Raw genomic sequence first — 14,436 nt, 5'->3', positions numbered from 1 at the left:
GATCAGTTCTCCGCCTTGATGGCCGCAATCGTGGTTTTGAGGGTCCGGACGACCTGCTCAAGCTCCCGCTTGTCATCCTTGTTGAGACCGCGCAGCGGCGGGCGCATCGGCCCGGCCCGCAAGCCTGCCATTTCCGTTCCGTGCTTTACACACTGAATGAACTTGCCGCCCTGTTCGAGGACGCGCATCAGCGGCATCATTGCCGACATGATCCGGCGCCCTTTGGCGAAATCGCCATGCACGGCACAGGTCTCGTAAAGAAGGACATGCTCCTCAGGCAGGAAGTTGGAGCCTGCGCAGATCCAGCTGCGCGCGCCCCAGGCGAAGAATTCCAGTGCCTGATCGTCCATCCCGCAGGACATCTGGATATGCGGATAATCGCGGGCCAGCAGGTGAACCCGGTTGATATCGCCCGAGCTTTCCTTAATCCCGATGACGTTGCGCGAGCGGCAGACGCGATCGAGAAACTCCTCACCCATATGCACGCCCATGCGACCGGGATAGTTGTAAAGGATGATCGGCAGGTCGGCGGCGCGGTCGATGGCGAGCGCATTCAGCGCATTCTCGCGTTCGGTCGGAACCGAATAAGGCGGCGTGCCCAGCAAGATGGCGTCGGCGCCCATGTCGCGCGCACCTTTGGCCAGTGCGACGGAATCCGGCGTCCGCATGGCGCCCGTGCCCACGATCAACGGCAAGCGACCATTCAGGCGGTCCTTGATGAACCGCGCCAGTTCAAGCCGTTCATCGACGGTCTGGGTGTAATTCTCAGCCGTCGATCCGCCGGAGATTATCCCGTGGACGCCCTTCTCGACCAGATGATCGACCACATCGGCCAGCGCGTCGAGATCGAAGGCGCCGTCGTTGTCGAACGGCGTTACGACAGGTGTGTAGATCCCTTCAAGCGTGAACCTGAATGCCATTGCGTACTTCCATTCGCCATGTTGTGTCGGAGCCCGGAAGCGCGCTCAGAGCCTCCCGGTGATAGCTGCGCGCGCCCGCGCCGCGGGCGCGCGCTATTGAACTTGCCTCTACGGCATGAACCCAAGGAGCCGCGGCAGGAACAGCGCCAGCGGCGACCAATAGGTCGTGACAAGCATTACGGGAAATGCCGCCAAGGCCATGAAATAGAACGCGGGCGTGATCACTTCCGACATCCCGACCCTGCCGACACGACAGGCCATGAACAGGATTGGGGCCATCGGGGGGCTGTTCGCCCCGATCACAATGCTGGTCCCGATGATCGCTGCAAAGTGGATCGGGTCGACGCCAATCTCGGCCATGACCGGCACCATCAGAGGGCTGATGATGGCGATCACGCTGACATCGTCCATGATCATGCCCATGGCGACCAGAAAGATGTTCACCACCAACAGAATGAGGATCGGGCTCGAAAAGGTACTAAGCAGGAGATCGGTCAGTTCCTGAGGTACGCGCTCGAGGGTGAGAATCCGGCTGGCGACGAACGAGAAGACCAGGATGATCATGATGACCCCGGTGGTGGTCGCGGCATGGATCACCGCTTCGCCGATCCCTCGCAAGGTCTGTTCCCGGTAGATAAACAAACCGATCGGGATAGCGAGCGCCACGGAAATGGCCGCCGCCTCGGTCGGCGTGGCATACCCCCCATAGATCCCGCCCAGGATAACAACCGGCAGCATTAGTGCGGGTATAGCCCGCCAGCCGGTCGAAGCGGTTTCAGAAAGGCGCTGCCCCCACGGAGCTTTTTTGGTATCCCCACCCAGCTTCCGGTTGACATGCAGCCGGTTGAACAACGCAAGCGCGATCATCAGCAAGATGCCCGGACCGACGGTCGCCAGAAAGCAGGCTGCGACCGATTGTCGGGTCACGACCGCATAGAGGATCATGGTGATCGAAGGCGGGATCAACAGACCCAGGAGCGAGGAAACACCCAAAAGTGCGCTCGTATACCCCCGCGCATAGCCGTGTTTCTCCATCGGGCCGATCATGATGGACCCGACGGAAGCCACAGCGGCCGAGGCGGTACCTGAGATGGCACCGAATATGCCGCAGGTCACGACCATTGAGGTGCCCATGCCGACACGCGAACGCCCGACCAGTGCCTCGACGAATTCTACCAGGCGCCGGGCGATCCCGCCGGATTGCATCAGGTAGCCGGTCATCACGAAAAGTGGCAGTGCGACCAGAATCACCGAGTTCACCGACCAGAAGCCCGTGGTCATCAGCGACGAGATGTCGACGTCATAGGCGATCGACAGGATGAGCGTCATGGCGGCGAAGGAAAATACGACCGGAACCCCGATCATCATCAGGACCACGACAGCGACAATTGCGATAAGTGCACCCATTTCAGATTACTCCACTTCTGCCGCAGGATCGCCCGACTGCCATTCTTCGCCGCGGATCTCGTGGAGCAGGTCCCGCACTAGATAGATGATGAACAGCACCGAAGCGAAGAAGAGACTGGACTGCGAGATCCACCAGGGAATCCCGAAGACCGGCGTGGACTGGCCACGCTCCAGACCAAAGGAGAACAGAGCCCACGCCCAGGTGCTGAACAGCACCGCGATACCCAGCGAAACCGCGGTGGAAAACAAGGCCGCAACGCGCCAGACTTTCGGGTTTTTCGAAATAACGCGCACAAAGTCGGCTGACAGGTGCGAGCGTTCACGCGATGCCAGCGCTGCGCCCAGCATGTAGAACCACATGACGGCTAGCAGCATGATCTCTTCGAGACCGAAAAGAGGTGCCCCGATCATCCGCGTAAGGATGCCGACGACCAGCATAAGCGCGACGGCCAGCCCGATCACGATCAAGATCGGATGGATTATGCGCACAAGTAGCGCATCGACTGTTTTCAGCATTTCTGAAGCCTCCCTGCTTCAAAGACGGGCCGCGCTAGGCACAACCTGTCCCAGAATGATCGCCGCCTCGATTTTTGACAGCCGGTGAGATCAACCGGGGTCGATCGCGGTTCTTCTGCCTTTGAATCAGGGGCTTTCCAAGAGTGCCGAGCACTCGCCGGGGCCACCGGAGTCGTTCCGGCGGCCTGAGGCGAGCCGCGCAGAACGCGGCCCGACAAGTCAGTTTTTCGCGGACTTATTCAGGGACCGATGCGTTGGCGCGCACCACGTCCATGATTTCCTTGCCGAGGGCCTCCTCCGCCTGCGGCCAGACTTCGGCACGGACACGCTCAACCCAGGCAGCCTTCTGCTCGGGGGTCGGAACGATGTATTCCATGCCGGCTTCCTGTGCCGCGGCGATCCATTTGTCGTCTTCCGCCTTGGCGTCCTTGAACTGTTGGTCCATCACGGCGACGGCAGCGGATTCGATGATTCCGCGGTCTTCTTCGTCCATCTCTTCCCAGGTCGCACTGTTCATCAGAAGTGAGTAGGACGAGAAATTGTGCGACGACTGAACGAAATAGTCGAGCTGGTCGCGGAAATACTCGTAGTCCCAGTAGATGACGTTCGATGAATCGCCATCCACGACGCCGGTCTGGATCGACGTATACACTTCAGCCCAGTCGATCGGCACTGCCTGGAAACCCATCGCCTGAACGGTCTGCGGCAGAGGGAAGATCGGTTGCGACCGCACCTTCAGGCCCTGCGCCTCTTCAAAGCTGGTGGCGTAGCGGCCCTTGGTGGCGATACCACCGAAGCCTTCCGGGAACGGGCCGAAATACTTGAGGCCAATATCCTGATAGATCGGATCGAGCACCTCGCGCACCCAGCCGTCCTGGCCGAACGCTTCCGTCGCGTCCTCCCATCCCAGAACGAGATACGGGATGTAGTTCACACCGATCCGCTGGTCGTAGGACGTCTGCGGCCATGTGATCATCATGTGGACGTTGCCCTTGACGAGCTGGTCGAACAGCTCTTGCTGGCCACCCAACTCGCCCTGATAAAATACATTGACCTTGATGCGCCCGTCAGAGTTCTCCTCGATCATTGAGGCCCAGTTCTGCATAGCCTTGCCAAGAACGGAGTCGCGATCACCAGCCTCACTGGTCAGTACGAGCTTGTATTCCTTATCGCTGGCATACGCCGGCAACGGGACAAGCATCGCGGCAGCAAGTGAGAATGCGCAAATGTTGGACAGCTTCACCATGAGTTCCCTCTTTGATCTGAATATTATTGGGGCAGTCTAGGCTGCCCAATACCGCAATCATTGGGGCAAGACGGCTGGCACACAAACGAGAATATTCATCATTCGGGCATAAGGTGAAGCTTATGCGCTCCTAGGCGCCGCCGCTGGAGACGGAAGTGATCGTATCGTCGACCTTGAAGCCCGAACACATACGATCATGCATTCGGTTGCGTTGTTCAGTCATAGATTGTCGAGTACCGAAAAATTTCACTTGGTTCAGAAAGCAACTTCATAACAAGTACTTTCCCAGTAAAATCTTCGACGCGAAAGCCCCGGATCGAAACCCTGAAGAGTGAATTCGAGCACCTTCTAGTCGCACTCATTGTTGACCAAGCCAAACTGTGGGCAAGGGTAAGGACTCAGACGGCTCCGAAGTCAATCGCACCGCCCAAGCCGTGCCGTTGAGGCGATCGGCATTCGGGCAGATACATTGCGATCCCACCGATCGATATTTCTTTGTCTTTCAGGTTGGTGGCGCAGATTTTAGACATCACTTGCCCCCACCGCCGGCCATCATCGCGCAGTGCCGGGGTAATCACCGGAATGATGCGGATGTTGTGCCGTTCGCCAGCAGACACGCGGCAAAGTCGCGGCCATGCCTCCGCAGTTGCAGCACTGGATTTTGGGAATCCAATGGTATAGATTTTGATCCATGAAGAGACTCCTTGGACGCACTGTTCTGGTTACTGGCGGCGCTAAAGGCGCCGGCGCCGCCAGCGCCGCTCTTTTCGCCGAAGAGGGCGCGCAAGTTATGATAGCAGATCGTGATCCCGAATCTGGCGAGGCGCTGGTGCAGGCACTGACCGAGCGAAGCTTGGACGTGCGTTTTGTATGCTCGGATGTCTCCCTACCGGACCAGGCAGAAAGGGCCTATAGGGCAACGGTGGATGCCTTTGGCAGGGTCGATGTGCTGTTCAACCATGCCGGCATCATCATCGTGAAACCATTCCTCGAATTCACGCTGGAGGAGTGGGATGAGATGATGGACAACAATGCCAAATCGGCCTTTCTCATGTGCCGGCTCGTCCTGCCAGAGATGCTGGAGCGCGGGAAAGGAGTGCTGGTGTTCACCTCCACCACCGGGGTGCGTGCCGCCACCCATCTGGAGACGCTCTATTGCGCATCGAAATCGGCGATGCATCAACTGGCGCGTGCGCTTGCGGTGGAATATCGCGATCAAGGCATCCGGTCGAACCTGATCTGTCCCAGCTTTGTGCGGACACAGCACGGTGAGCATGAGATCGAGCAGCTACGCCGCTACGGCGTCTTCGCCTCTGAAAACGACGTCAACGTCATGCAGGGGCGGATCTGCGAGCCCGAGGAGATTGCGGAGGTTGCACTGTTCCTCGCCTCCGATGCATCCAGCTTCGTGAACGGAGCCGAGATCTTCGTGGACAACACTTTTACGGCGGTTTGACCAATGCTGTGGGGCTTGCGCCCGGTAGAGCCGCGGGCGGCTTATGGGCTTGCGGTTGACTTGTTGCGCCGCCAGATCCACGCCGGTCTGCTGCTGCCCGCCGAGAAATTGCCAGCCGAACGGCAGCTGTCCGATCGGTTCGGGATCAGCCGCGTCACCCTCCGCGAGGCGCTGCGTGTTCTTGAGACGGATGAGTATATAACTGTGCGGCGCGGCGCGCAGGGCGGGGCTTTTGTCACTGACGAAGACCGGCTGTGCGAATTGGCGCGCCGCCGGATGTTGCGGGCCCCCGCTAAGACGATGCGGGTCGTCGAGTTTCTGACCGTGAACCAGATGGCGGCGGCCCGACTTGCATGCACGCGGCGCGGTCCGGCCGAGATGAAGCGGATGCGCGAGGCCGTCGCCATGATGCACGCCGCGCGAACCGCGCCGCACCGGAAGCAGGCTGAAGCTCTGTTCCTGCTCGCGTTGGGGGATGCCACCCAAAACCCGTTGCTTGCACGGGCAATCGAGGACGGGTTGGCCGAGCTTTTCCTGCCCTACGACACACCGTCGACGTCGAAAACAGGGACCGTCGCTTTGGGCGAGTTCGAGCGTCTACTTGCTGCGCTGAATTCCGAGGACGTGGACGAAGCAGAGGCGGCGATGGCTGATCTGCATAGGCTTCTATGGGACGCCGTCCGTCGAATGGGTAAAGCCGCAGCCTGATCTGCACGCTGTTGCTGCTCTGAAGCAGATGGGCCTTGACAAATTCGCGGCGATGTAATGGTCTTCAAACTAGACCATTATACCAATGCGATTTTGGGGAACCCGATGAATGTTGCTCAGCGTGTCTCGAGAAAGCCCATTGTCGCTGGGCGCCTTGAGGGCCGCACCGCGATAATCACCGGTGGAGCAGGCGGCATCGGTCGTGCTGCTGCGTGCCTGTTCGCAGAAGCGGGCGCTCGGGTCGCGGTCCTCGACATCCAGGCCGACAGCGGCCGCGAGGTGGCCGACGAGATCGAGACAGCGGGTGGACAGGCGCTGTTCTTCGAGACCGACGTGTCTGACACCGGTTCGGTCTGTGATGCCTTGGACAAAATCGTGCGCGCTTGGGGGCGCGTCGACACGCTGTTCAGCCATGCCGGCACGATCATCGTAAAACCCCTGCACGAAAGTAGCGACGAAGACTACGATCGGTTGATGAACATCAACGTGCGTTCAGCCTTTGTCGTTTGCCGTGAAGTTGTTTCGCATATGTTGAAACATGGTGGCGGCTCGGTGGTCATCACGTCGTCGATCGGTGGGGAGAAGGGCTTCGGTCTGGAAAGCCTCTACTGCATGACCAAGGGCGCGGTGCTGCAACTGGCCCGCTCCATCGCAATCGAATACCGGGATCACGGCATTCGCGCCAATGCGGTTTGTCCGGGTTTCGTCAAGACTGCGCATGGTCTGCGCGAGATCGATGAGCTGGACGGGCTTGGCCAGAACTGGAACGAGGCCGATTTGAACGCCGTGCAAGGCCGGCTCTGCGAGCCGGAGGAGGTCGCTGCGGCAGCACTGTGGTTGGCCTCGGATGAGGCCAGCTTTGTCAACGGGGCAGCACTCTACGTCGACAATGGCTGGTACGCGAAAGGCTGAAAAAGCCAGCCCAATAACAAAGGCTGAAAAGGCCAACCTTCAACACAGAGGCGAACATGAAGAAAACACTCATCACCGCAGTTGCCGCTCTGAGCGTCGGGATAGTCACCCCCGCGAGCGCTTTCGAACCGGAATCGGACCAGACGATCAAGCTGATGATGGCCGATTGGTCATCGATGCTCATCAATACCGAAATCCTGAACATCATCCTGTCCACATACGGGTATGATGTCGAGAAAGTCATCGCTGATGACAGTGCCCGGTACCCCGGATTCGAATCCGGGGATCTGACCATTGCGTTGGAAACGTGGCAGACCACCCAGGATGCCGCCTTCACTGCCTCGGTCGCGACCGGCAAGGTGCTGGATATGGGCGAGTTGGGGCCGCAGGCCAAGGAGGACTGGTGGTATCCTTCCTATATGGAAGAGCAATGCCCCGGCCTGCCCGACTGGAAGGCCCTCAGGGAGTGTGCCGAGGCCTTCGCCGCGCCGGAAACCGCGCCGAAGGGGCGGTACCTGAGCGGCCCCGTCAGTTGGGGCGGCTTCGATGAGGAGCGGGTCGAGGCGTTGGGTCTGCCGTTCGAGGTGGTCCATTCGGGCACCGACGCGGCGATGTTTGCCGAGCTTCGGGCCGCATATGAGCGCAAAGCGCCAATCATACTGTGGGTCTATAAGCCGCATTGGGCTCCGTCGGTCTATGACGGCAAATTCGTGGATTTCCCGAAATATGAGCCCGCTTGCTACGAGGACGCGTCCTGGGGCGTGAACCCCGACGCCAAATACGATTGCGGCAAGCCCGAGGGCTGGATCAAGAAAATGGCTTGGGCGGAAGGCGAAGAGATCTGGCCGTGTGCCTATGACATCGTGCGCAACTTCACCATGGATGGCGATGAGGTTGGAGCGCTGGTCTACGAGGTCGATGTCGAAGGCCGCGGCGTAGAGGAGGTCGCCATGGAATGGGCAAAGGAAAACGAAGCCAAGTGGCGCGGCTGGGCGGCCTGCGCTGAAAAGTGACCTGAACGCGCCGGGATCGTCAATGACGGTCCCGGCCGGAGCGCCGCAATGGCTGATACTTTTCTCAAGGAACAGGTGCGGGCGCGTTCAATCGGCGACTGGATCGCACTTCCAGTCCTGATTGCCGTTATATTCGCTGCACCCTTCTTCCCGGCAGTCCTCACCAGCGTGCCAAACTGGGCGATTCTGCCCGTTTCGGACTGGGTTGGCGAGGGGCTGAACTGGCTGGCGCGCGATGCCGGGGTCGGCGGGGTGACATTTGCGGATGTCACGCGCGCTCTGGCCGCGGCAGCGGAGGCGCCGATCGACTGGCTCAAGATCGTGCTCGCCGAAGGCTGGGTGACGGGGGCCGGTTTCAACAAGGTGCAGGCGGCACCGCCACTCAGTTGGCTGGGGGTGACGCTTGCAGTCGCGCTGGTGGCCCTGCGCCTGTCCGGTCGCGGACTGATGCTTCTGACGCTGGTGTCGGGGCTTTATCTGGCTTTATTCGGTCTTTGGGTTTTAGCCATGACCACCTTGGCCTCGGTTCTGCTCTGCGTCGTGACGGCGCTCGTCCTGGGGCTTGCCATCGGCATTCGGGCCTATCGTTCACCGCGGACTGAAGCATTCGTCCGGGCGGTCATGAACGTCATGCAGACCGTGCCGATCTTTTCCTACCTGCTGCCGACGCTCCTGCTGTTCGGGTACGGGCCCAGCGCCGCCCTCTTCGCCACGGTGGTCTACGCGCTGCCCCCCATGGTGCACGCGACCGTTCTCGCTCTTCGCTCTGTTCCGCAGGAAACGCTCGAACTCGCCCGGATGACCGGCTGCAGCCGCGCGCAAACCCTGTGGAAGGTTGAGTTGCCCGTCGCCGTTCCGCGGCTCGCCATCGGGTTGAACCAGGTCGTCATGATGACGCTGAACATGGTCATCATCGCCTCGATGATCGGCGCCGGCGGTCTCGGCTACGATGTCCTTCGGGCGCTGCGCCGTCTGGATTTCGGCGCTGGCTTCGAGGCCGGTATGGGCATCGTTGCACTGGCGGTCGTTCTGGATCGGCTGACGCAGGCGGCGGCGCACAACCAATCGACCCAAGCCGTGGGGCTTTGGCGGCGTCGGGATACCGTACTGGCGCTCGCATTGCTGATCATCTTCACGCTGTTCAGTTTCGTCATCCCGTCGCTGGGATTGTGGCCGAAGGACCTGACGTTGACGACGGCCCCGTTCTGGAACGGGGCCGTAAGCTTCATCAACCGGGAGTTCTATGATCCGCTCGACGCGATCCGCACGGCGATGCTGCTGAAGGTGATGAACCCGTTCCGCGACCTGCTTCTGGCGACACCCTGGACCTTGATCGGGCTCCTGGTCTGCTTCGCGGGCTACGCGCTTGGCGGAAAGCGCGCGGCACTGACAGTGATGGCACTGCTTCTGTTCATCGCGCTGACCGGCTATTGGGAGCCGGCGATGGTGTCGGTCTATCTGACCACTCTGGCGGTGGCGATCGCCCTGGCAATCGGGCTGCCGTTCGGGATCTGGGTATCGTCCCGCCCGCGATTCCATCAGCCCGTGCAACTGGTGTTGGATACGTTGCAGACGCTGCCAACGCTGGTCTATCTGCTGCCGGCTGTCATGCTGTTCCGCAACGGGGATTTTTCGGCACTGATCGCCGTCGTGTCCTATGCCGTTGCTCCCGCAGTGCGGTACGGCATGGCCGGCATGAAGCATGTTCCTTCGGAACGGGTCGAGGCGGCGGCCATGTCCGGCTGCACGCCTTGGCAAACGTTCCGTTTCGTCCGGTTGCCGTCAGCCATGCCCACCCTGCTTCTGGGGGTGAACCAGACGGTGATGATGGCCTTGTCGATGTTGGTGATCGCGGCGCTGGTCGGCACCCGAGAGCTGGGACAGGAGGTGTATACCTCACTGACCCGTGGCGAGGTCGGGCCGGGGATCGTGGCCGGCCTTTGCGTGGCCTGCATCGCGCTGATTGCCGATACGCTCTTGAAATCCGCCGCGGCCCGCGCCGCGCGACACGAAGGAGACATCCATGCTTGACGCTAAAGCCGCGGCATCCGGTGACAGCGCGCTGACCCGCCCAATCGCGCTCAGCGCCGAGGGCGTATGGAAAGTGTTTGGTCAACAGAAAACGCTTTTCGCCCGGCGACCGCTCTCTGCACGCAGCCCCGAGGCATTGGCCAAAGACGGCCTCGTGGGCGCCGTTCAGGACGCCACATTTCAGATCGCTCAAGGCGAGGTCTTCGTAATCATGGGGCTTTCCGGATCGGGGAAGTCAACGCTTCTGCGTTGTCTGACACGACTGACCGAGTCCACTGAAGGCCGCGTTTTCTACGGTGATCGCGATATTATGACGCTTGCGGACAAGGAGCTGGTGAAGCTTAGGCGCACGCGGATGGGAATGGTGTTCCAGCATTTCGCGCTGCTGCCGAATCGGACGGTACTGAGCAATATTGCCTTTCCACTGGAAGTGCAGGGCGTGGCACGCGACAAGGCCAAAGCCCGCGCATTGGAGCTCGTCGAGACCGTGGGCTTGAGCGGTCGCGAGGCACGGTTCCCGGCAGAGCTGTCGGGCGGCCAGCAACAGCGGGTCGGCATCGCCCGCTCGTTGGCCACGGATCCGGAGTTCTGGTTCCTGGATGAGCCGTTCTCAGCGCTGGACCCGCTGATCCGCGCCGATCTGCAGACAGAGGTGTTGCGCTTGCAGAAGACCCAGACTCGCACCGTGGTCTTTGTCACCCATGACCTTGACGAAGCGATCCGCCTGGCGGATCGCATCGCGATCATGGAGGGCGGGCGCATCGTCCAGATCGGCACCCCGGAAGAACTGGTGATGCAGCCGGCCACCGACTATGTGAAGCGCTTTGTCGCCAAGGTATCGCCCGCACGGGTGGTGCGGGTTTCCTCCTTGATGGAATCGTCCGTAGATGCGACTGGCGGTGCAGGCGTATCGGCAAATGCAACGATTTCCGAAATTGCGCGGTTGCTCATCTCCGGCCCCGAGATGATCCCCGTTTCGGCGGAGAACGGCCGGCCCATCGGCGCGCTCAACCGGATGCGTGCACTCGAAACGCTTGCCGCGGGCGCCTGAACGGGCTTCGCCTTCAAGGCGCCCACTTGCCTGTCCCATAACCGAAGTGCTGTCTTCCTCATACGCCGCCGGTCGAGGCGGTTCAAAATTCGACTAGAGCGATCAGCACTCGGGCAGATTGACTGCAATCCCCCCGGTCGAGGTTTCCTTGTATTTCAGGCTCATGTCGCGCCCGGTCTCAAGCATCACGCGCACGCAGTTGTCGAGCGGCATGAAGTGCTGGCCGTCGCCGCGCAGCGCCAGGCTGGCTGCCGAGACGGCCTTGATCGCACCAAGGGCGTTTCGTTCGATACAGGGAACCTGTACCAGGCCTGCCGCCGGATCGCAGGTCATGCCCAGGTGATGTTCCAACGCGATTTCGGCCGCGTTTTCGACCTGTTCGTTGCTGCCGCCAAGCGCCGCGCACAGCCCCGCAGCCGCCATCGCTGAGGCGGAACCAACCTCGCCCTGACATCCCACCTCCGCGCCCGAAATGGACGCGTTATGCTTGATGAGACCGCCAATGGCGGCTGCAACCAAAAGGAAGTCGCCGATGCCATGCGCCCCGCCCCCGACACAGTGATCCCGGTAGTAGCGCAGCACCGCCGGCACAACCCCGGCAGCGCCATTCGTCGGCGAGGTCACGACACGCCCGCCGGCCGCATTTTCCTCGTTCACAGCCATGGCATAGACACTCAGCCAATCGTTCGCCTGATGCGGCTGGGCCGAGTTATGGCCCCGCTCAGCCAACAGTTTTTCATGAATCGCCTTTGCCCGGCGTCGCACCTTGAGCCCACCCGGCAGGATACCCTCCTGCGCCAGGCCGCGCTCGATGCAGTCGTCCATCGCCTGCCAAATGCGGTCGATCTTCGCATCGAGATCGGCGCCATGCGCGATCATCTCGTTGGCGCGTTTCATTTGGGCGATCGTCTTGCCCGAAGTAGCGCCCATGGCCAGCATCTCCCTGGCCGTCCCGAACGGATAGGGATAATCGCGCCCCTGCTTTTCGTCGTGAAGCGAAGCCGCGTTCTCGTTCTTGCGGCGCAGTTCGCCTTCGGTCAGCACGAAGCCACCCCCGACCGAATAGTAGGTCTCGGTGTGATAGGGATTGTCCCTGGTATCGAACGCTCGCAACACAAGCCCGTTCGCATGGCCTTCGAGTGGTGGACCGTAGTCGAAAACGAGATCGGTTTCGGGATCGAACTTCAAGACGCCCAGCCCCTCGGGCGTGATCTGGCGTGTTCGCCGAACCTCGGCCTCCAGCGACTCTGCCCTGTCGGGGTCGAGTGTGTCGGGCAGCAGCCCACAAAGCCCGAGGATCACTGCGCGGTCGGTGGCATGCCCCTTGCCGGTGAACGCTAATGAACCGTGGAGCGTTGCCGTCACGCGGGCCAACCTCCCTGCACCGGGACTCTTGTCGGCCGCGCCGCGCAGATCGTCGAGAAAGCGCGCCGCCGCCGTCATCGGGCCCATCGTATGTGACGACGAGGGCCCGATGCCGATTTTGAAGATGTCGAAGACCGACAGGAACATGGATATCAGGAAGCGTAGATGGGATGCGCGGCACAGAGCGCGCGCACCTCTGCCCGGACTTCGGCCTCTATCCAGGTATTGTCGCCGGCATCTGCCGCAAGCGCGTCGATCACTTTCAGGATCAGCTCACCGATCCTGCGGAATTCGGCCTGCCCGAAGCCGCGTGTCGTGCCCGCAGAGGTGCCGAGACGGATGCCCGAGGTGATAAAGGGCTTTTCCGGGTCAAAGGGAATCGCATTCTTGTTGCAGGTCAGGCCCACCCGCTCCAATGCTGCTTCGGCGGCCTTGCCGGTCACGCCCTTGGGTCGCAGGTCGACCAGAACCATGTGGCAGTCGGTTCCACCAGAGACGATACCGACACCCCCTTTCTGGAGGGCCTCCGAAAGCGCACGCGCATTCTCCACGACCTGCTTCGCATAGTCCTTGAACGCGGGCTGAAGCGCCTCGCCGAAGGCCACCGCCTTGGCTGCGATCACGTGCATGAGCGGGCCACCCTGGTTGCCCGGGAACACCGCAGAGTTGAGCTTCTTCGCCAGCGCCTCGTCATTGGTCAGGATGAATCCGCCACGGGGTCCGCGCAGGGTCTTGTGCGTGGTCGAGGTCACGACATGGGCGTGTGGCACCGGGTTGGGATATTCGCCGGCCGCGACCAGCCCGGCATAATGCGCCATATCGACCATCAGATACGCCCCGACCTCGTCGGCGATCGCGCGGAAGGCCGCAAAGTCGATCCGGCGCGGATAGGCCGAGGCTCCGGCGACGATCAGCTTCGGCTTGTTCTCCACTGCAACCTTGCGCACCTGTTCCATGTCGATGAGGTGGGTTTTCTCGTCTACTTCGTATGAGACCACATCGAACCACTTGCCCGACATTGTGACCGGAGATCCATGGGTCAGGTGCCCGCCATGGGCAAGCGACATGCCCATGATCCGGTCGCCCGGCTGCAGCAGTGCCAGAAAGACGGCCTGATTAGCCTGCGCACCCGAATGCGGCTGAACGTTGGCATATTCGGCGCCGAAGAGTTGTTTGAGCCGGTCAATCGCGATCGCTTCGACAACATCCACATGCTCGCAGCCGCCATAGTAACGGCGACCGGGGTACCCTTCGGCATATTTGTTGGTCAGAACCGAACCCTGTGCCGCCAGAACATCGCTCGAAACGATGTTCTCCGAGGCGATCAGCTCGATCTGGTTCCGCTGGCGATCGAGTTCGTGAGCCATCGCTTCGGCGATGGCGGTGTCGGAGATCGGAGCACTGGCCATAGTGTTGAGCATCTTGAGTTCCTGTTCGCGTGGTCGGTTCATTCTGCGGCCAGTTCGGCGCAGCCGGTTTTAAGGAGCGCGATCATATGCGGCGTGAAGGAGCGCCACATATCGAGGCCGAACTGCTGACGCTCGGCCGCCCGCGCGATATCGACCGCCTGGGCGAAGTGAGGGTCGCCGGACCCTGAGCACGTGCATGGTCTCGGTGCCGTAGGCGCAAGTCATATTGCTGCCCGGCCGCCCAGAGCTTTCCCACAGCGTGCGGCCATGGCGGACCGGCACATTCACCTCGAAGCCGAGCTCGCCGGCGCCGGCGATGACGACGTCGTATTCGGCTTTCGGTTGACTTTCGGGCCATTGCGGCGTCCAGCTCCTGTGGCCCGTGAGGGCGTTTTTCAAGAG

The 14,436-nt window shown here is 61.2% G+C and carries 13 protein-coding genes; 6 read left to right on the top strand and 7 right to left on the bottom strand.

The window, feature by feature from the left end; translation table 11 throughout:
• Positions 1 to 2: 2 nt before the first annotated feature.
• The 5 genes from GPJ75_RS24935 to GPJ75_RS24915 all read right to left on the bottom strand — a co-directional run bounded on the left by GPJ75_RS24935 (position 3) and on the right by GPJ75_RS24915 (position 4,706).
• Positions 3 to 920 carry a dihydrodipicolinate synthase family protein gene (locus GPJ75_RS24935; RefSeq protein ID WP_163272505.1) on the bottom strand — a complete coding sequence of 306 codons (918 nt, stop codon included), beginning with the start codon at positions 918 to 920 and terminating at the stop codon, positions 3 to 5.
• A 108-nt stretch (positions 921 to 1,028) separates the two neighbouring features.
• Positions 1,029 to 2,327: a TRAP transporter large permease gene (locus tag GPJ75_RS24930; protein ID WP_163272503.1), complete on the bottom strand. Its 1,299-nt coding sequence runs from the start codon at positions 2,325 to 2,327 to the stop codon at positions 1,029 to 1,031.
• A 6-nt stretch (positions 2,328 to 2,333) separates the two neighbouring features.
• Positions 2,334 to 2,843, bottom strand: coding sequence for a TRAP transporter small permease (locus GPJ75_RS24925; RefSeq protein ID WP_163272502.1), 510 nt, complete (start codon positions 2,841 to 2,843; stop codon positions 2,334 to 2,336).
• Between the two features lie 235 nt (positions 2,844 to 3,078).
• On the bottom strand, positions 3,079 to 4,089 hold the full coding sequence (gene dctP, locus GPJ75_RS24920; RefSeq protein ID WP_205602638.1) for a TRAP transporter substrate-binding protein DctP: 1,011 nt from the start codon (positions 4,087 to 4,089) through the stop codon (positions 3,079 to 3,081).
• 398 nt (positions 4,090 to 4,487) lie between these two features.
• Entirely contained in the window at positions 4,488 to 4,706 is a 219-nt protein-coding gene (locus GPJ75_RS24915; RefSeq protein ID WP_163272500.1) for a hypothetical protein, read from the bottom strand.
• A gap of 74 nt (positions 4,707 to 4,780) precedes the next feature.
• On the opposite strand from GPJ75_RS24915, the gene GPJ75_RS24910 reads away from it, so the two are divergent.
• The 6 genes from GPJ75_RS24910 (at position 4,781) to GPJ75_RS24885 (ending at position 11,260) form a co-directional block, all read left to right on the top strand.
• Positions 4,781 to 5,545, top strand: coding sequence for an SDR family NAD(P)-dependent oxidoreductase (locus GPJ75_RS24910; RefSeq protein ID WP_163272498.1), 765 nt, complete (start codon positions 4,781 to 4,783; stop codon positions 5,543 to 5,545).
• A gap of 3 nt (positions 5,546 to 5,548) precedes the next feature.
• Positions 5,549 to 6,253 carry a FadR/GntR family transcriptional regulator gene (locus GPJ75_RS24905; RefSeq protein ID WP_163272496.1) on the top strand — a complete coding sequence of 235 codons (705 nt, stop codon included), beginning with the start codon at positions 5,549 to 5,551 and terminating at the stop codon, positions 6,251 to 6,253.
• Between the two features lie 105 nt (positions 6,254 to 6,358).
• Positions 6,359 to 7,165 carry an SDR family NAD(P)-dependent oxidoreductase gene (locus tag GPJ75_RS24900; protein ID WP_163272588.1) on the top strand — a complete coding sequence of 269 codons (807 nt, stop codon included), beginning with the start codon at positions 6,359 to 6,361 and terminating at the stop codon, positions 7,163 to 7,165.
• Between the two features lie 56 nt (positions 7,166 to 7,221).
• Positions 7,222 to 8,178, top strand: a complete 957-nt coding sequence (locus tag GPJ75_RS24895) for an ABC transporter substrate-binding protein (RefSeq protein WP_163272494.1) — start codon at positions 7,222 to 7,224, stop codon at positions 8,176 to 8,178.
• Between the two features lie 48 nt (positions 8,179 to 8,226).
• Positions 8,227 to 10,209, top strand: coding sequence for an ABC transporter permease (locus tag GPJ75_RS24890; protein ID WP_163272492.1), 1,983 nt, complete (start codon positions 8,227 to 8,229; stop codon positions 10,207 to 10,209).
• The gene (locus tag GPJ75_RS24885; RefSeq protein WP_163272490.1) at positions 10,202 to 11,260 is read left to right on the top strand and encodes a quaternary amine ABC transporter ATP-binding protein; all 1,059 of its coding nucleotides are present in this window, start codon (positions 10,202 to 10,204) and stop codon (positions 11,258 to 11,260) included. The genes GPJ75_RS24890 and GPJ75_RS24885 overlap by 8 nt, the downstream gene beginning before the upstream one ends.
• Before the next feature lie 102 nt (positions 11,261 to 11,362).
• Here GPJ75_RS24885 and GPJ75_RS24880 read toward each other — a convergent pair whose 3' ends face one another.
• Entirely contained in the window at positions 11,363 to 12,772 is a 1,410-nt protein-coding gene (locus GPJ75_RS24880) for an L-serine ammonia-lyase (RefSeq protein WP_163272488.1), read from the bottom strand.
• 5 nt (positions 12,773 to 12,777) lie between these two features.
• The gene (gene glyA, locus GPJ75_RS24875; RefSeq protein ID WP_163272586.1) at positions 12,778 to 14,046 is read right to left on the bottom strand and encodes a serine hydroxymethyltransferase; all 1,269 of its coding nucleotides are present in this window, start codon (positions 14,044 to 14,046) and stop codon (positions 12,778 to 12,780) included.
• Positions 14,047 to 14,436 lie beyond the last annotated feature (390 nt).

Source organism: Chelativorans alearensis (assembly GCF_010993735.1).
Lineage (GTDB): Bacteria > Pseudomonadota > Alphaproteobacteria > Rhizobiales > Rhizobiaceae > Chelativorans > Chelativorans alearense.
This window is presented reverse-complemented; position numbering and strand designations above follow the sequence as displayed.